General features: G+C 71.7%; 17 protein-coding genes. 12 read left to right on the top strand and 5 right to left on the bottom strand.

Annotated features, from left to right (window positions below; translation table 11 throughout):
* Positions 1–7: 7 nt before the first annotated feature.
* From RM609_RS09140 to RM609_RS09150, 3 genes are read right to left on the bottom strand one after another with little or no spacing between them, the layout of a single operon-like run.
* Entirely contained in the window at positions 8–2035 is a 2028-nt protein-coding gene (locus RM609_RS09140; RefSeq protein ID WP_311609439.1) for a prenyltransferase/squalene oxidase repeat-containing protein, read from the bottom strand.
* A complete protein-coding gene (locus RM609_RS09145; protein WP_311609440.1) occupies positions 1953–3032 on the bottom strand; it encodes a Rieske 2Fe-2S domain-containing protein in 1080 nt (359 codons plus the stop codon). The genes RM609_RS09140 and RM609_RS09145 overlap by 83 nt, the downstream gene beginning before the upstream one ends.
* Before the next feature lie 59 nt (positions 3033–3091).
* Complete coding sequence (locus RM609_RS09150; RefSeq protein WP_311609442.1) at positions 3092–4141, bottom strand: NAD-dependent epimerase/dehydratase family protein; 1050 nt, start codon at positions 4139–4141, stop codon at positions 3092–3094.
* Between the two features lie 119 nt (positions 4142–4260).
* On the opposite strand from RM609_RS09150, the gene RM609_RS09155 reads away from it, so the two are divergent.
* The 4 genes from RM609_RS09155 (at position 4261) to RM609_RS09170 (ending at position 8559) form a co-directional block, all read left to right on the top strand.
* The gene (locus RM609_RS09155; RefSeq protein WP_311609443.1) at positions 4261–5583 is read left to right on the top strand and encodes an FAD-dependent monooxygenase; all 1323 of its coding nucleotides are present in this window, start codon (positions 4261–4263) and stop codon (positions 5581–5583) included.
* A gap of 292 nt (positions 5584–5875) precedes the next feature.
* Positions 5876–6676 (top strand): HisA/HisF-related TIM barrel protein, encoded by an 801-nt coding sequence (locus tag RM609_RS09160; RefSeq protein WP_311609445.1) that lies wholly within the window; start codon positions 5876–5878, stop codon positions 6674–6676.
* A 537-nt stretch (positions 6677–7213) separates the two neighbouring features.
* Positions 7214–7714 (top strand): type 2 periplasmic-binding domain-containing protein, encoded by a 501-nt coding sequence (locus RM609_RS09165; RefSeq protein WP_311609446.1) that lies wholly within the window; start codon positions 7214–7216, stop codon positions 7712–7714.
* Between the two features lie 404 nt (positions 7715–8118).
* On the top strand, positions 8119–8559 hold the full coding sequence (locus tag RM609_RS09170) for a hypothetical protein (protein WP_311609449.1): 441 nt from the start codon (positions 8119–8121) through the stop codon (positions 8557–8559).
* A 299-nt stretch (positions 8560–8858) separates the two neighbouring features.
* Here RM609_RS09170 and RM609_RS09175 read toward each other — a convergent pair whose 3' ends face one another.
* On the bottom strand, positions 8859–9092 hold the full coding sequence (locus tag RM609_RS09175) for a hypothetical protein (protein WP_311609451.1): 234 nt from the start codon (positions 9090–9092) through the stop codon (positions 8859–8861).
* Positions 9093–9571: 479 nt separating this feature from the next.
* Positions 9572–10027 carry a MarR family winged helix-turn-helix transcriptional regulator gene (locus tag RM609_RS09180; RefSeq protein WP_311609453.1) on the bottom strand — a complete coding sequence of 152 codons (456 nt, stop codon included), beginning with the start codon at positions 10025–10027 and terminating at the stop codon, positions 9572–9574.
* 118 nt (positions 10028–10145) lie between these two features.
* On the opposite strand from RM609_RS09180, the gene RM609_RS09185 reads away from it, so the two are divergent.
* From RM609_RS09185 to RM609_RS09225, 8 genes are all read left to right on the top strand, one after another.
* Positions 10146–10538, top strand: coding sequence for a nuclear transport factor 2 family protein (locus RM609_RS09185; protein ID WP_311609455.1), 393 nt, complete (start codon positions 10146–10148; stop codon positions 10536–10538).
* A gap of 101 nt (positions 10539–10639) precedes the next feature.
* Complete coding sequence (locus RM609_RS09190) at positions 10640–12112, top strand: FAD-dependent monooxygenase (protein WP_311609456.1); 1473 nt, start codon at positions 10640–10642, stop codon at positions 12110–12112.
* A gap of 486 nt (positions 12113–12598) precedes the next feature.
* The gene (locus RM609_RS09200; RefSeq protein ID WP_311609457.1) at positions 12599–13177 is read left to right on the top strand and encodes a TetR/AcrR family transcriptional regulator; all 579 of its coding nucleotides are present in this window, start codon (positions 12599–12601) and stop codon (positions 13175–13177) included.
* An 83-nt stretch (positions 13178–13260) separates the two neighbouring features.
* On the top strand, positions 13261–14481 hold the full coding sequence (locus RM609_RS09205; RefSeq protein ID WP_311609459.1) for an MFS transporter: 1221 nt from the start codon (positions 13261–13263) through the stop codon (positions 14479–14481).
* Between the two features lie 50 nt (positions 14482–14531).
* On the top strand, positions 14532–15464 hold the full coding sequence (locus RM609_RS09210) for an MBL fold metallo-hydrolase (protein WP_311609460.1): 933 nt from the start codon (positions 14532–14534) through the stop codon (positions 15462–15464).
* Between the two features lie 142 nt (positions 15465–15606).
* On the top strand, positions 15607–15816 hold the full coding sequence (locus RM609_RS09215) for a hypothetical protein (protein WP_235486446.1): 210 nt from the start codon (positions 15607–15609) through the stop codon (positions 15814–15816).
* Positions 15803–17194: an amidase gene (locus tag RM609_RS09220; protein ID WP_311609462.1), complete on the top strand. Its 1392-nt coding sequence runs from the start codon at positions 15803–15805 to the stop codon at positions 17192–17194. The genes RM609_RS09215 and RM609_RS09220 overlap by 14 nt, the downstream gene beginning before the upstream one ends.
* A 158-nt stretch (positions 17195–17352) precedes the next feature.
* Positions 17353–17700, top strand: coding sequence for a hypothetical protein (locus RM609_RS09225; RefSeq protein ID WP_311609463.1), 348 nt, complete (start codon positions 17353–17355; stop codon positions 17698–17700).
* The last annotated feature ends 240 nt before the right edge of the window (positions 17701–17940 follow it).

Genomic DNA, 17940 nt, shown 5'->3' on the forward strand with positions numbered 1-17940 from the left:
CGAGTCCTCAGCCGGCCTGGCCGAGGGCGGTGAGGTAGCCGCCGAGTGCCCAGAGGGGGAAGTACTCGGCGTAGTGGCGGTAGTCGAGCATGGCCGTGCCGAAGAAGACGCCGGTCACCGCCTCTTGGTGCCATGAGCCGTCCGCCGCCTGGTGCTCGCACAGCCAGTCGATGCCACGGTGTACGCACTTCGTGCCGGGGTCGGTGATCGGCAGCAGCGCGAGCAGCGCCCACGCAGTCATCACGGGCTGACTCTCGGGGTGTTCGACGTAGCGGTCCTCAGTGCAGCCGCGGTGATGTTCGCCCCAGCCGCCGTCGGCCCGTTGCACGGACTGCAGCCAGTGCGCGGCTCGGGCCAGCCGGGGATGGCCGGGCGGCGCTCCGGCAGCGCGCAGGCCACGGACGGCGAAGAGGGTGCCGTAGATGCGGTTGACGCCCCAGGCGGCGCGCCAGGATCCGTCCCTGCGCTGCGTGCGGAGCAGGAAGCGAGCTCCCTGCCGGATGGCGCGTGTCACCGCTTCCCGATGCGCTTGGCCCTCCCAGCGCCCGAGTTCCGCGAGGGCGGCCAGGGCGGAGCCGGTGCATTCGGTGTAGGAGTCCTCGATCATGCAGTGGGAGAACATCTCGGACGGGTTCGCCGCCTCCAGCAGGCGGCTGCCCCGGCGCGGTTCGTACGATCCGAAGCCGCCGTCCCGGTTCTGCCGGTGGAGCAGAAACGCGGTCGCCTGCTGCAGGCGTTGCTCGTCGGGCACGGGTACGGGTACGGGTGCGTCCGGCAGGAGTGCGCGGGCCTGCAGGAGGGCGGTCGCGGCCTCGGCGGTGCAGTCGCTGACCGGCCAGCGGTGACCGCTGTCGGAGAAGCACCAGCCGCCGGCGGCGGGGGCGCGGGCGGTCACCTCGGGGCGCGGTACGTCCTCGGTGACCTGGGCTTCGCGCAGATACGCGCAGGCGCGGAGAATCGTGGCCTCCTGGGTGCCCGGCCGGGTGGGCCGGTGGGCCAGCAGGGCCTCGACGGCGAACGCGGTGTCCCAGGTCTGGGACCGGGCCCCCGCGTAGCGGATGCCGCGCTCCGGGTCCGCCCAGCGCCAGTGATCGAGGGCTGTCAGGGCGCGGTCCACGGCCGCGGGGTGAGCCCCGGAGGCGTACAGCACCAGGACGTTGAGGAGCGAGCTGACCGGGGAGATCCCCAGGTTCCGCGTGATGTCCTGCTCATGGGTCACGCGCTCCAGGCAGCGGGCCAGCGCGCGGGCCCGCGTCCGGCGCGGAGGCCGACGTTCGTACAGCGCGAGAGCGTCGAACGCGGCCCGGAGCCCCCGGCCCGGGGGGACCACGGCATCAGTGCCGAGCAGGTGGCGCTGCGTACGGAACGGCCTTTGCGCTACGGGCTGTTGTTCGCCGAACAGCAGATCGTCTCGTAGTTCCTTGGTGAGCGGGTGGCCGAGGTCGCCGGAGAAGCGGATGCCGTAGAGGTAGGCCATGGCCTGGTAGATGGTGCGGGTGTGGCAGTAGAGCCGGTCGGGGTGGATCGGCAGTCGGCGCGGCAGCAGGAACAGTTCCGGCGGCAGTGGGTTGACGGCGCGGTAGTCGTGCAGCCCGGTGAAGGCCAGCCAGAGTTTGCCCCAGGTGGGCACGGCCTGCACTCCTCCCGGCCGGGCGCGGAGCCAGGCCGCCGAGCGGGCGCACAGCGGGTCTTCCCGGTGGTTGCCGAGCAGCCGGAGCGCGATGTGGGCGAGGGTGGTGCAGTACAGGGAGGGGCCGGCCTCCGGGTGCAGGCCCCAGCCGCCCTCCGGGGCGGCCGTGCCGCGGTAGTGCCGTGTCATGGCCGCCCGGGTCGGCTCCGGCAGGTCGCGCCCGACGAGGCGGCAGACGATGACGTACTGGGAGAGGATCATGGTGTTCCACACCATCTCGCCCTCCCAGCAGCCCGACGGTTCCTGGAGGGAGAGCAGCCGGTCAAGGGCTTTGCGGTGCGCCTGGTCCGGGGCCGGGGCGGGGCCGGTCCTCGGGGCGTCGCCGGGTGTGTGCGTCGCGGGCAAGGTACTCCTCCCATTTGCGGATGGTGAGGTCCTGGCACAGCCGGACGGCCGGGTTGAGCTCCACGGCCGGTGCGGCGAAGTGCCGCTCGTATCCCTGCTGTTCCTCCTCCACCGCCGCGCCGTCCTGGGACAGGGTCGGGCGGGCGGTGAACGCGCTGACCGCCCGCATCAGGGGCGCGGTCAGCCGGTACGGCATGGCGAGACCGGTGCCGGGCAGCTGGATTCCGTCGGCCTTGAAGTAGAAGAGGAAGAAGGCCCGCGTGGTGCGGCGGTCCATGGGGAGGATGAAGAGCCAGTGCTTGATGTAGCCGCCGGTGTCGGAGCACTGGTACGGGTAGTGGTAGGTGATGTCGATGGAGGTGGTGTCGGCGCGCCTGCGGTTGACGAAGTGCCGGACGAAGCGGCCACCGCCGATGAAGGCGGCGTAGGAGATCTCGACGCCCTCCCCGTCCTCCGTCGGGGCCCGATGGGTCAACTTGGCATCCCAGAAGGGCCGGTACCTGCGGTGCAGGTAGGCGTGGGTGAAATCGCTGGTGTTGTCGATGATCAGGGAGTGGTGGGCCCGCCAGACGTAGGAGATGTCCATGCGCGGCCACGGCCGGGGCCCGTCCAGCTCGGGGATGGCGGGGATGCCTCGCTCTCCCGCCCGGGCGGGGTCGCCGGGGAAGACCCAGACCAGGCCGTGGCGGGTCGTCACGGGGAAGTCCCGTACCCTCACCTCGGGTTCGGCGCGGCCGAACAGGTCGTGCGCGTAGTGCACCACGCGGCCGTCCCCGCGGTAGGTCCAGCCGTGGTACTCGCAGGTGAGATGGCAGCCATCCACCACCCCTGAGGACAGCCGCAGTTGGCGATGCGCACAGCGGTCCTCCAGCGCGTGCAGCGAACCGTCCCGACCGCGCCAGACCACGATCGGACGGTCCCAGAACGAGGTGGCGAGCGTCTTCCCCGGGAGCAGGGCCCGCTCGTACTCCACGGGATACCAGTGATCGGGATCCATGCCTGACGCCAGAACCTTCTGGCGCCTTCCCCGCGCCTGTGCGAAACCCGGCGGGCCGGTCATGGCCGCCCCGCCCGGCGTCGCGCCGGACGGCCGACGCAACCCCGGGGCATGGTCGTTGCCCTGCGGCCGTCGATCAGCCCGCGCCGCACGAAGCAGGCGTAGGCCTCCTCCACGGCCCGGGCCACACTCGTCGGCCGAAACCCCAGATCCGCGACCGCCCGTGAGCAGTCCGCGCGCCGCCGGGAGCGGAGGAAGGACACCGCGGCCGGGGTCAGCCGCATCTCATGACGTGGGGCCAGCAGGGACACCGCCGGCGCGGCCGCCCTGGCGATGCCCGCCATCACAGGCGACGGCACGCGCAACAGCCGGCGGCGCCCGCAGGCCTCGCCGTAGAAGCCGAGCATCTCCTCCACCGTGTGGTAGTGGGTGGACAGCAGGTATTTGCGGCCGGCGACCCCGCGGCGCATCGCCAGTAGATGCCCGGCGACGAGATCCTTGACGGAGACGAACTCGAACCCGCCCGGGACATAGGCCAGGAGCCGCCCGTTGGCGAAGTCCAGCAACAGCCGGCCCATCCGCGACGGCCGGTAGTCGTGGGGGCCGATGATCGCCGTGGACGTCGCGATGACGACATCGAGCCCCTGCGCCGCGGCTTTTGCACACTCGTGCTCCGCCAGCACCTTGCTGACCGTGTACGGCGTGTGCTCCCCAAAGGGATAGAAGAGATCCTCCTCGGTGCACGCGGCACCGCGCCGCCGGCCGGTCGCGCTCAACGACCCGGTCACCACGACCCGCCGGACGCCCGCCTGCCGGGAGGCGGCCAGCACATGGTGCGTACCGAGTACGTTGACGTCATAGATCTCGCGCTTGCCGCCGCTTCTCGTGGAGACCTGGGCGGCGCAGTGATACACCTCCTCGCAGCCGGAGACGGCACGACGGACCGCCTCCGCGTCCCGCACATCACCCGGCATCCGGTGCACCGCAAGGCCGTTCAGCGCGGGCCCGGCCGCTTCCCTCAACAGCACGCGCACCTCCTGCCCCTCGGCCAGGAGCTCACGGACCAGGTTGGCACCCAGGTGTCCGGTCGCGCCCGTGACAAGGATCATCACCCCGCCCCCCACGCACTTATCCAGATGTCATGAATATGCGATCACATCGCGATATTGCAGTTTAGCGACACCCCAACACGAGCAGAAGTGGGCCAAGAAGACGCAGGGGGGATTTCGTGCGGACTGCGGACGTACTGGTCGCAGGCGCGGGACCGGCGGGCTGCATGACGGCGCTCGCCTTCGCCCGACGCGGCGCCACGGTCCTCATCGTGGACCCAGGCTCGGCCCCCGCCCGGCGACTGGCGGGGGAGTGGCTCCACCCGGCCGGCGTGAGCGCACTGCACCGAATGGAAATAGCCACTGAGACATGGGAGTTCACCGCCAACCACGGGTTCGAACTGCACACCGGCGACGGGAACCTCCCACTGTACTGCCCCTACCCCGACGGCACCGCCGTGAGCATGTACCACCACGTCCTGACCGCACTGCTGATGCGCACGGTCCGTGCCACCCCCGGCATCAGCCTCCGTCAGAGCGAACGCGTCACCGCCGTCACCACGGCCGGGCAGGCCGTCACGACCCGGGAGGAGCTGTGCGCCGGACTCGTAGTCGGCGCGGACGGCTGTGCCTCCACGGTGCGCCGGCTCCTGCGTCCCGGAGAACCACCGCCCGCACCGCTGTCCCGGATCGCCGGACTCCTGCTGCGCGGCGCCCGGCTCCCGCGTGAGGGGTACGGCCACGTCTTCCTCGGCGGGCCGGGCCCGGTCCTGGCCTACCAGGTATCCCCGGACACCATCCGCCTCTGCCTCGACGTCCCCCTGCCCTACCCGGCTCCCTCCGGCATCCGCGGTTACCTATGGCATGGCTACGCCACCGCACTCCCCGACGCCCTGCGCCCGGCTTTCCGCGAAGCGCTCACCGGCGGCAAGGTCCAGTGGGCGGCTGCCCGATTCCGCCGGCGCTCCTTCTTCGGCAGAGGACGCTGCGCCCTGGTCGGCGACGCAGTCGGACTCGGACACCCCCTGGCCGCCCAGGGCATGACCCTCGCGCTCCTCGACGGCGAATGCCTCGCCCGTCAGGGCGGGGACATCTCCTCCTACGCCGCCGAACGAGCAGCCCGCTCCTGGTCGGCCGAACGTCTCAGCGCCGCACTCCACCGCGCCCTGACCGGGACCGACCCCACCTCCCTGCTGCTGCGCCGGGCGGCCTTCGGCTTGTGGCGGAACGACGCCCGTCAACGTGGCCTCGTCCTGGGGCTGTTGAGCATGCGGGACGACCGCCGCAGCGCGTTGTGCCATGTCCTCGCGCATGTGACGACCCGCGCGCTGGCCGAGCTCACCCGTGTCGACCCCGTCCTCCGCGGCGCCGCCGAGCCGTCGGGCGGGCTGGCCGAACTGGCCGAACTGGCCGACTGGCTGCTCTGGCTGATCGGCCCCGCTGTCGGCACCCGTCGCCCGCCCCGCAGGAGGCTGGCGACGCTTGCCGTCATGGGGCCATGACAGGCGGCACCCGCCGACCACCCATGCGACCACATCACGGTCGATCAGGGACTGACCGGCAGATATCCCTTGAGGTGGGCGACTGTTCCGCCCGACATCCGGAAGGCTGGGGAGGCGTCGGAAAGGTTGCACAGGAGTCCATGCCTGTTGCGTCCTGAAGTACTCGCACTACGGCCGTCTGCGCAGCAGCATGCTGGGACAGCGGCTTTCGAATGCGGCGAGAGTTGCTCTGACCTCGGACGAGCTTTGGCGGTAGCGGTCGATGCATGGATCAAGGCAGCAGGCAGAGCCCGTGTTCACGATTTTCCCCTCCGTCCATGTGGCCGCAGGGCAGGTGGTCCACCTCGTCGAGGACGGCTACGTGCCCGAGCCGGCACGCACTGACCCCGTGGGCTGCGCACGCGCCTTCCAGGACGAGGGTGCCCAGTGGCTGCACCTGGTGATGACCGAGGAAGCGGACGGGTTCGACGTCGATGCCGCCGAGCGGGTCGTCCGCGCCGTCGACCTCAAGGTGCAGATGATGTGCCGTGCGGGGATCCACGACGACGCTTCCCTCCAGCGTGCCCTCGACACCGGCTGCGCTCGCCTGAACCTGGGGCGCGGCGCGCTCGAGGATCTCGCCTGGTGCGCCCAGGCCATCGCCCGCCACGGCCAACGGCTCGGTGTGAGCCTGCCGGTGCGCATCCGCGACGACGGCTACCGCGTCGTGGGCTTGCGAGGCGCCGACCTGGGCGGTCTGTGGAACATCTTGGCAGCCCTCGACCACGCGGGCTGTTCCCGCTACGTCATCACCGACGTCAGCAAAGAAGGCGCCCTGAAAGGCCCTAACCTTCGCCTTTTCGAAGACGTCTGCGCCCACACCCCTGCAGCCGTTCTCGCGGCCGGCGGCATCACTACCCTGAGCGACCTCAAAGCCGTCGCGGACCTCCGGCACCAGGGCGTCGAAGGCGCCCTCATCGGGCGCGCGCTGTATGCCGGCACTTTCAGCCTCCCCGAGGCACTGGCCGCCATCACCGTGCCGGCCCGGACGGCGCAGGCGGCAACCGCGTCACCGGGTGAACGCTCGAGCCTTCCTGGCGTCGGCGGTCCATGAAAGGTAAACACCGAACCCACTTAATACTGCCTCCCCTGCGAGCCGTCTCCATCGCCACCTGCAGCAGCGGTGCCTACAAGGCCCGGAGGCTGGCTGGAACTCCCCAGCCCGGACCGTGAGATCGACTCCGGACTCCGGACTGCGGGCTCCGCGGGATCGATGGTCGCGGGGACCCGCGGTGGGGCTACCGCTCGACGCTCGGCGTCTACCGGGAGCTGGAGACCCGGAGCGGCGAGCCCGACCCGGAGCGGCGGGGCGCGGCGGGCCCGATGCGCGTCCGGCCGGCGCAGCCGCTGCATCCGTTCTTCTCGGCGATGCTCGCAGGAGCCGAGTCGGCCGGGCTCGACCGCTACGACAGCCCGAACGGGGAACTCGCCGAGCGGGGTCGCGGTTGCGCCGTTGGCGCGCAGCACACCGGTGTCCTCGATGCCGAGGTGCCGCCTGCGGAGATGTGCGGGGACAGGCCGTGCGCGGCGTCCCCGATCAGCGCGACCCGCGCGCCTGGAGCGCACCTTCACCCTGCAGTGCAACGACGTCGTGGCCGACGCGCTGGTGCCGCGCCTCACGGGCTCGCTCACCGCCACCGCGCCCGGCGTCTGCCTGCGCATGCTCGGCGAGGCCGTCACCACCGTGGACGCATTGCGCCGGGGCACCGTCGATCTCCAGACCTCCGACGAGGCCCCGCAGTATCCCGACACGCGCACGGCCGCCGCGCTCACCGCCAGCCTGACCGTTGCCGTACGACCCCTCGACCTGGGAGGGCTTCACCGCTCTGCCGCACGTGGTGGTGTCCCGGCGCGGTCGCACCCACGACCGCCTGAACGATCTGATGGGCGTCATATCATCTACAAGAACGTCACGTTCACCGTACCGACCCTGGTCCTGGCGATGTGTGCGGTGGCCGCCGACGACCTGATCACGGTCGCCCCGGCGCTACTCGGCGCGGACGCGCTCCCCGCGGGCCTGCACATCTACCCCCTGCCCGAGCCCACCACCGGCCGACCGTTCACCGGGCACGGTCTGATTCGGACCCGATGAGGCCGATTGGGGTGTGTCCGACGGGTCGGCACGGTACTGCGGCGCCTGGCGCGGCATGCCGCTGCTCGTTGTCATGGCCTTGAGCTCATCCAGTGTTTCGCGCATCAACGGCGCGATCTCGCGTTTTTCGGTTTCCGAGGTCCCGCACTCGAAACCGATCGTGAAGACGGCGATCCCCGCTTCGGCGGAGGGCATCCGCGATCGCGGTCGACAGCGCAGTCTGTCGCTCCCCCTGCAAGCAGTCTGCTTGATGACTGTCACTGCCATCGGGAGTATCGTCGACGGCGGCAAATTCCGTCAACCATCGGACGGTTCGGTCCTCTTGCGCATCTTCGCGGCTGGCGCGAGGTGCACCGTCGCCGGGGATTCGCATCACCATCACCGATCGGAAAGGACTCGCAGTCATGAAGTCAGCCATGCGCACCGTCCTGACTGCCGCGGCAGCGGTCGCGGCCCTCACTGTTGTCGTTCCCTCCGCCAGTGCCGCCAGTGCCGCCAGCCCCGCCAACGACAGAAGCGGCCAGGCGGCTACCGCGCTCTGCAGGGTGCGTTCCGTCGCGGTGGATGCCCGTGTGGCGGCGAACCCGACCAGGATCAAGGCCGCCGCGTACAACCAGGCCCGGAGCATCCTGGCCAGGGCCGGCAGCGAGACCGCAGCCAAGTCACACCCCGTCCACGGCACCGGCGACGTACCGGTCGGCTACGGCACCTCCCTGCTGGCCTGCTCGCGCGACGAGTTCCGGGGGAAGGACCGGAACGCCCCGATCAAGAGGTCGGGTATGACGCCCTACCACTACGTGGCCATTCACGACGCAGCACGGACGATGGGCATCGACCGCTGGTGACGCAGCCGGCAGCGCACCGGCCACGGCACGGCCGGGCCGGTGCGCAGAGAACCTGTGTTCAGCCAATGCGGGAACCAGCGGGAACGTAGATCGGCTGGCCACTCGAGCCGGTGACGGGGCGGCCGTTCGAGCCCAGAAGAGGCGTGCCGTGGGGGCCGTAGACGGCCACTGTGATCGACGACCGGGAAACGCTTGCCTGGGAGGTTGCCTGTGGGGGGCCGCCAGGCCTGCCGCCCCGATCAGGACGATCCCCGCGACGGCGGCAGTGGTTGCGGAGCGGGAAGCGAACTTGCGAATCTTCATGTGGAGAAGGGCCTTTCGTAAAGAGGCCGGATACGGTGTCGTCCTCCGGAGAGCGGGTGTGCTGCCGGCCCGTCGGACCCGCTCCAGCGGGCTGCCCGGAAGTGGGACAGTGCCTGTTCGGCGGTGACCGGGGTGAAGGGGTCCAGGGCGGTTACCTGGAAGCGGGAGAGGCGGAGGTAGAGCTCGTCGGTCTCGGGCAGGGTCCGGGCGTGGCGGGTGCGGGCGGTCATCGGCCGGCTGCTCCAGCAGGGAGAGCCAGTAGTGGAGGAAGGCGCGCACCCGGTTCTCGCCGTAGGCCTCAGTGAAGGGCGCATCGTGCCGGAGAGGACCTGTTCGGGGAAGGCGGTGATGCGTGGGAGCCGCTCGGTCGGGTCCTGTACGAGTTCGACGTCGTAGCGGATCACGGCGGCGCCGTCGAGGCTCGGGCCGTGGGTCTCGAAGTCGTGGGTGACGACGGCCGTGGCGGTGGTGTCGCCGGTGCGCGCGACCCGAACGCCTCCCGCCCCCCGGTCGAGCTGTGCGACCGACTGCCCCTTGCAGCGTCACCGACGAGCTCGGCATTGCGCGCGAACTCGCCCTCAGCAGGGCACATTTGCCCGCCCCCGCCGCCCGGCTGCTGCCGCTGCTCGCACCGCTGGATCTGCGCATGAATACTGGGCTTGCACGCCGAACCGACCGGCCCCGGTGCACCGGTGGCGGTCAGTGGCGGTCAGTGGGGTTCGGCGGCGAACGGGCCCTCGTCGACGAAGCGGCGCAGCTGGCGTGCGAAGGCCTGGGCGTCCTCCTGGGGCCAGGTGGCGAGCGAGGACTCGATGCCGGCCGCCAGTCGCTCGCGGGTGACCGACACGATGTCGCGCCCTTGCTCGGTGAGTGCGAGGAGAGTCGCGCGGCCGTCGTCCGGGTCGGGCTGGCGCTGGAGCAGGCCGACCTGTTCCAGCCGGTCGGCGCGGCGGGTCACGGTGGTGCGGTCCAGCCCGATCTCGCGGCCCAGGTCGGCGGCGCTGCGCGCCCCGGTCCGGGCCAGGCCGCTGAGGATCGGGTAAGTGAGGTCGTCGACCGCTTCCCCCAGCCCCTCGGTCAGCTGGGTGTAGAGGCGGGCGCGTGTGCTCCGCCGCAGGAGCAGGCCCAGTGCATCGGCGATGTCGTGTCCCGTCGAGTTCTTCACCCCTCCAGATTAGCGTGCGCAGCGCACGCTTTTCCTGTACGGTCATAAGCGTGCTTCAAGCACGCATCTCGGCCCGGCGTACGTCGGACCGCTCCCGCACCCAACCGAAGGAATCCCCATGAACCGCACCGACATCCGCGCTGCCCTCACCGACCTGCTCCTCACCCCGGGCCTCGACCTCGACGAGGCCGCCGACCGGCACTTCGCCCCCGACTACCGCCAGCGCACCGACGGAAGCTGGGCGAACCGCACCGAGTTCCTCGCCCACATCGCCCACCTGCGCACGGTCGTCGCCGGCGGCTCGGTCGAGGTGCACGACGAGCTCTCGTCCGGCGACCGCTACGCCGACCGCCACACGATGGAGGTCATCAAGACCGACGGCTCCACCGTCCGCATGGAGGTCTACCTCTTCGGCGAGTTCGCCCCCGACGGCCGCTTCCTCCGCGTCGAGGAGACCACCCTCATGCTCGAGGGCGCCGACGCCGACCGGAACCTCGGCAGCGCCCGCTGAGCCACATCGCCCCCTGAGGCCACGAGGCCCGCCCCGGTCCCAGCGCATCGGCGCGCCACCGTCCTGGCGCATCATTCGAAAAGTGAGAGGAAGTGGTTGTCGTGCTCGACGTGCTCATCGCCGGGGCCGGCCCGGTGGGGCTCTGGCTCGCCGCGGAGTTGCGCCTGCAGGGGGTGGAGGTGACCGTCGTGGAACGCCGGGCGGCGCCGGACGGACGGTCGCGTGCGGTCGGCATGCAGGCCGGCACGCTGGACACCTTCGCCACCCGCGGCCTCGCGGAACGGTTCATAGAACGCGGCACCCCGGTGCCGACCGGTCACTTCGGCGCGGCGACCACCCGGCTGGACTTCTCCACCGTCGGGGCGGTGCACCCCTTCATGCTGGCGCTCGGTCAGTCCGTCACCGAACAGCTCCTGGAGGAGCACGCGGTCGCCGTGGGCGCCCGGGTGCTGCGCGGGGAGGAGGTCGTCTCGCTCACCCAGGGGCCGGACGCCGTCGAGGTGGTGATCCGGGCCGGCGGCACCCACCGGACCGTGCGGGCCCGCTGGGTGGTGGGCTGCGACGGCACCCGCAGCGCGGTGCGCCAGGCGGCCGGTATCGACTTCCCCGGTCAGGACACCACCCTGACCGGGTGGCTCGCCGACGTCGAACTCGACGATCCGCCCGCCGCGCCGCTCGCCGCCACCGGGCCCGCCGGTTCGTTCCTGGCGGCCCCGATCGGCGACGGCGTCCACCGGCTGGCGGGCCTCTCCACGGCCACCATGCACCACGGCACCGGCGAACCGCTGACCCTGGAGGAGGTGCGCGAGCAGACCCGCGCACTGCTGGGACGGGACCTGGGCATCCGCAACCCCCGGTGGCTCTCGCGCTACGGCAATGCCACCCGCCAGGCCGCGCGGTACCGGGCCGGACGGGTGCTGGTGGCCGGGGACGCGGCGCACATGTTCTTCCCGGCCGGTGGGCAGGGCATGAACCTCGGCATCCAGGACGCCACCAATCTGGGCTGGAAGCTGGCCGCCACCCTCCAGGGCCGGGCGCCCGACGGACTGCTCGACAGCTACGACACGGAGCGCCGGCCGGCCGCCCGCGCCGTCATCGACAACACCCGCGCGCAGCTCGCCCTGTTCGCGGCGGCGAGCCCGGAGCAGATCGCGCTGCGCGAGGTCTGGTCCGCCGCGCTCACCGAACCGCGGACCAACCGCCAGTGGGCCCGCCGGATCGCCGGCTTCGACGACCCGCTCCCCGCCGGCACCACACCCGGCGCGCACCCGCTGAACGGCACCCGACTGGCCGGCCTCGCCCTGGACACAGCCGGCGCACCCACCGCCCACCCGTTGATGCACCACGGCCGACCACTGCTGCTGGACCTCGGCGGGACGCGGACACCGTGCCCCGCGGATGGCCTGGAGCAGCGGGCAGGAACCGTCAACGCCGAGGCAGCCCATCCGATCTGGCGGAACGTCACCGCCGTCCTCATCCGGCCGGACGCCCGGATCGCCTGGGCCAGCACCGACACCGACCCGCAGCGCCGGGCCGCGGACTGCCTCACCACCCTGCGCACCCTGTGCCGCTGAACGCCGCTCGACGAGCCCACCCGCCGGCCCCGCTCGGCGACCCTTCCGCGCCCCGGACCAGGACCACGTCGCCCTGTTTCATCCGGGCACCGTGCTCGCCGACGAGCATGCGGTAGGCCGTACCGGCGCGCAGCGGGTTCGCCGCAGCCTTCTCCCATGTCGAGTGGGCGGGTTTGGGCAGCAATTTGCCGTCCACGACCACCGAGGACACGACCACGGCATCTCCCGCCCGCCACCGGCGTACCGCCGCGCACCGCCGCGCCGGTCCGCACCACCACGCCGGCCGCGTCCGAGCCGATCACGTGATTCGGGCGAGGGTGGTTGGCCAGGCTGTGCGCGCGGCTCCGAGACGGGTGGAGCCGTATGTGGTGCCTGGTCCGGGGCGGTGCTGTGCCGGCGGGGCGGGTGGCTCTGCGATGGTCTGCACGGACAGGGCCCCGGGGTCTGGTCGGCCAAGACGCAACTTCTTCGCATTAAGATGTGTGCATGAGTGCCCGAGCGACCACACGCCCCGGCGGGCGCAGCGCCCGCGTCCAGCAGTCCGTGCACCAAGCCGTCCGTGATCTGGAGGCGGAGGTGGGGCGGGACGCGCTCACCGTGCCGCTGATCGCCGCCCGTGCGGGAGTGACGCCGTCCACCGTCTACCGGCGCTGGGGGGATCTGCGGGAACTGCTGTCCGATGTGGCCGTCGAGCGGTTGCGCCCCGACACCCCGCCGGCCGACCACGGCAGCCTGCGGGCGGATCTGGAGGCGTGGGTGGTGCAGTTCGCGGAGGAGATGTCCTCGACGGCGGGCCACACGTACATCCGCGACGCCCTGCTGGGCGACCCCGAGCAGGGCAATGCGGTTCGCTGCTCCGATTACGCCGCCGAGCAGTTGAAGGCCATCGGTGTGCGCGCGGCCGGGCGCGGGGAGGCCGTGCCTGATGTGGAGACCCTGCTGGACGTCGTCGTCGCCCCCCTGATGTACCGCATCCTGTTCCGTCCCTCGGATCTGTCGGCGGCCTACACCGACCGCCTCGTGGCGACGGCGCTCGGCCGGAGTTCCGCTCCCTCCGGAGACTAAAAGCTAAAGGTTTGCATTTTGGGCGACGCGGGCCCTACTGTGTCTAACGCAAAAGGTTTGCCTTTAGGCATGAGAGGTGCTCCATGCTCAGCGTCGTAGCCCCACCGTCCCCTCCCCGCCGCCTGCCCGTGCTGGGCCGTCGCAGCGCGTTCCCCCTCCATGCCTCCGTCCTCGTCGGCCTGTTGGCCGCCTCAAGTGCGCCGACCCCTCTCTACGCCCTCTACCAGGCCGAATGGCACTTCTCGGCGATGACGGTCACCGTCGTGTTCAGCGCCTACGCACTCGCCCTGCTTGTGGCGCTGCTGACTGCGGGAACCCTCTCGGACCACCTGGGCCGGCGCCCGGTCCTCACCGGTGCGCTGCTCGCGGAGGCCGCCGCGATGGCCGTCTTCGCCACCGCCCAGGGCGTGACGGCGCTGATCGCCGCCCGGATCCTGCAGGGCCTGGCCACCGGCGTGGCCACCAGCGCCGCCGGAGCCGCCCTGCTCGACTTCGAGGACCCCGACCGCCCGGGACGGGCGACGCTCGCCAACGGCATCACCCCCGTGGCCGGCATGGCGGCCGGCGTGCTGGCCTCCACCGCCCTCGTGCAATACGCCCCCGCTCCCACCCGCACCGTCTACCTCCTGCTGCTCCTGCTGTTCACCGCGCAGGCGGCCGCAGTGCTTCTCACCACCGAGACCGCACACCCCCACTCCGGTGCGTGGCGCTCCCTGCGTCCCGGCATCGCCGTCGCCCCCGCCTCCCGCCCGGCCATGAGGCTTCTCGCCCCCGGCGTCGTCGCCGCCTGGGCGCTGGGCGGCTTCTACTCCTCCCTCGGTCCCTCGCTCGCCCGGCTCATCGCCCCGCACACGTCCCGCGCCACCGGCGGCCTGGTCTTCTTCACCCTGACGGCCGCAGCCGGCCTCGCCGTCCACGCCGCGCGGCCGCTGCCCGCCCGCACCGCGAGCTCCGTCGGCACCGCGGTCCTGATCCCGGGGGCCCTGCTGACCCTGAGCGCGCCCCACCTGCACAGCCTGCTCGCCCTGTTCGCCGGCACCGCCCTGGCGGGCACCGGCTTCGGCGCCGTCACCCAGGGCGCCCTGCGCCTGCTGCTGTCCCCGGCCGCCCCGGACGAACGCGCCGGCACGCTCGCCGCCTACTACGTCCTCAGTTACCTGGCCATGAGCATCCCCGCCGTCCTCGCCGGCCTGCTGACCAACCTGTACGGCCTGCGGACCGCCGTCTCGCTCTACGCCGTGACGGTCATCCTGCTGACCCTGATCGGCCTCGCCCGCGCCGTGCGGCAGCCGCGCACCGGCTGACCGAGTCCTGCCTTCCCGCACCGCCCCGCCCCATTCGAAAGGCCCCACCGATGAGCACCGCCACGCCCCGTCAGGCCACCCCCGTCACCAGCACGGGATGGAGCCTCGGCGACATCGTCGTACGCCGCGTCGACGAGATCGAACTGCCGCGCCAGACCGGACCCTGGCTGCTGCCGGACGCCACCAAGGAGGTGCTGGACGAGGCGTCGTGGCTGCGCCCCGACTTCGCCTACGCCGACGTCCCGCGGCTGGCGAGCCACAGCTTCGCGGTGGAGGCGGGCGGGCTGCGGATCGTCGTGGACACCGGTATCGGCAACGCCAAGCCGCGCGCCAACCCTGCCTGGAACGGTCTCGACACCGATTTCCTGCAGCGCCTGGCGGCGGCCGGCTTCCCGCCCGAGTCCGTGGACCTGGTGATCACCACGCATCTCCACACCGACCACGTCGGCTGGAACACCCGCCTCGTCGGTGAGGACTGGGTCCCCACCTTCCCCAACGCCCGCTACCTCACCAGCCGCACCGAATGGGACCACTGGGCCGCCACCGACCTGGACGAGGCTCGCAGCCAGATGTTCCGCGACTCCGTCATCCCCGTCCGCGACGCCGGACAGTACGACCTCGTGGACGTGCCCGATCAGGGGCACGAGGTGGCGCCGGGCGTCTTCCTGGTCCCGGCCCCGGGCCACACCCCGGGGCAGGTCGCCGTGGAACTGCGCGGCAGCGACCGCCGCGCGCTGATCACCGGCGACAGCATCCACCACCCCGTGCAGCTGTCCCACCCCCACGTGAACAGCTGCGTCGACATCGACCCCGCCCAGGCGGTCCGCACCCGCGCCCGGCTGCTCGACGCCCTGGCGGACACCGACGCGCTGCTCCTGGGCACCCACTTCCCGCGGCCCACGGCCGGCACCGTCCGCCGGGAGAACGGCCGCTACCGGCTGCTCCCCGAGCACGGCAGCGAGATCCCGGCCACCGCGGCCTGACCACGCGACCGGCCCCGCTCGACCAGGCCCCCCACGGCCATCGAGCAGCCGCGGCGCCCGCAGTTACCTCAAGTGAATCCTTGGCCTTTAGGGGCCTCGGTTACTCCGACGCTCCAAGCCCCCACCGAAAGGGAGAACATCCATGTCCGCCGTCGAACTCACACCCCCGGAGGCCGCCCGCTGGGCAGCCCGCGCCGGACTTGTGCTGCCCGCCGAGCGCCACGCCGCGGTCGCCGCGGTCGCCAACCACATCCACAGCGTCGTCTCGGTCCTGCGCGAGCTGGACTTCGCCGACGTCCCGCCCGCCGCCGCCTACCGCGCCGGAGAGGAGAAGCACGATGCAGCCGTATGAGTTGTCCCTCGCCGCCGCCGCGGACGCGATACGTACCCGGCGACTGTCCCCCGTCGAACTGGTCGACTCCGTCCTCGATCGGATCGAGAAGGCGGAGCCGCACCTCGGCGCCTACGTCACGGTCGCCGCGGAGCAGGCGCGCCGGGCAGCGGGCGAAGCCGAACACGAAGTGGCGCAAGGCCGTTACCGGGGACCGCTGCACGGCATCCCGATGGGGCTCAAGGACCTGATCGATGTCGGCGGGATGGCCACCACGGCCAGCTCCCGGGTCCGTGCCGACCATCGCGCGACAGCGGACAGCACGGTCGCCGCGCGTCTGAGCGCAGCCGGCGCGATCCTGCTCGGCAAGACCCACACCCACGAATTCGCGTTCGGCCTGACCACCCCGCAGACCCGCAATGCCTGGGACCACGGCCGGGTCGCCGGCGGCTCCAGCGGCGGCTCCGCGGTCGCCGTCGCGTCGGGCACCGCGACCTTCGCCCTGGGCACCGACACCGGCGGGTCGATCCGGGTGCCCGCCGCGCTCAACGGTGTCGTCGGCCTCAAGCCGACCTACGGTCTCGTCCCCCGTCACGGCGTCACCTCCCTGTCCTGGTCGCTGGACCACGTCGGCCCGGTCACCCGCACCGTCGAGGACGCGGCCCTGGTCCTGACCGCGCTGGCCGGACACGATCCGCGCGACCCCGCCTCGCTGTCCGTGCCCGTCGCGGACTACCGGCCAGGTGCCGGCACGGACCTGACGGGGCTGCGCATCGGCGTGCCGCGCACCTACTACTTCGACAACATCCACCCCCAGGTGGAGACCGCCGTCCGGCAGGCGATCCGGCAGCTGGAAGCCCTGGGCGCACAGCTCGTCGAGGTCGACATCCCGATGACCCGCTACATCCAGGCCACCCAGTGGGGCCTGATGGTCCCGGAGGCCGGCGCCTACCACGAAGGCAGCCTGCGCACGGTCCCCGAGCTGTACCAGGAGGACGTCCGCATCCTCCTGGAGGCAAGCGAGTTGATGAGCGCCGGTGACTACATGCGCGCTCAACGCTCCCGCACGCTCATGCGCACCGAGTGGGCACGGATGCTGGAGGAGGTCGACGTGATCGCGGCCCCGAGCGTCCCGATGCCCGCGGCCGGGGCCGACGAGGAGACGGTCACCTGGCCCGACGGCACGACCGAGAGCGTCTCCGACGCCTACGTGCGCCTTTGCGCCCCCGCCAACATCACCGGAGTGCCCGCCCTGACCGTTCCGGTCGGCCACGACGCGGCGGGCATGCCCATCGGCATGCAGCTGCTCGGCCGCCCCCTCGGTGAGCCCACGCTCCTGCGGGTCGGCCACGCCTACGAGCAGACGCAGCCCGCCCGGGCACTCGCCACAGCGGCCTGATCTCACGCGCTACCCGGCCAACGCGCGGGACCCCGTTGGCCGGGTAGCGCGCCCGCGCTCCCGGGCGCGGCAGGCGAGGCCACTGCATCGGCCTCACCCGGGCCGTGCTCAAGCCGACCGACAGCTCCCCGGTCTGCGTGGTCCTGGACAACCTATTCATGCGCAAGAGCTTGGCCGGCGGGTGGGTCGGTCGCTCCGTAGTAGAGCTCGAGCGCGCAGGTGGAGGGGCACGGCAGCATGACGAGGGCGTATTCCGGGTGGAGGGGGTGGCCGTCGTCGCGGTGGGCACGAAGTACGACGAGATCACCACCCCCTGGCAGAGCACGTTCATGACGGCGGGCCCCGGAGCAACGGTGCGGAACATCACCTTGCAGGAGGGCTGCTTCGTCGACTTCTCCGCCCATCTGAGCATGTCGTACAGCCCACGTGCGATCGGATTGGTCAAGCGGGCCCTGGACCCCTCAGCGCCGGCTGCTCCTTGTGTGCCGAGGGCTCCCGCCTTCTGATTCCGGCCCGAAGGTCCGCCTTGGCCGATCTCGATCGTCACGCGACCTTGTGGAGATGTGCCGGTCGGGCGGGACCGGTGTGATGATCCGGCCGTTCGCGGGGGGTGAGTATGCGCCCGTGGATCGTGGACGATGACTTGTGGTTGCTGATCGAGCCGCTGCTGCCGCCCTGGCCGGAGCGGTCGCCGGGGCCAAGCCGGTGCCGGACAGGCTGTGCCCGCAGGGCATCTATGACTTAGA

The sequence above is a fragment of the Streptomyces hesseae genome (assembly GCF_031845785.1).
Taxonomy (GTDB): domain Bacteria; phylum Actinomycetota; class Actinomycetes; order Streptomycetales; family Streptomycetaceae; genus Streptomyces; species Streptomyces hesseae.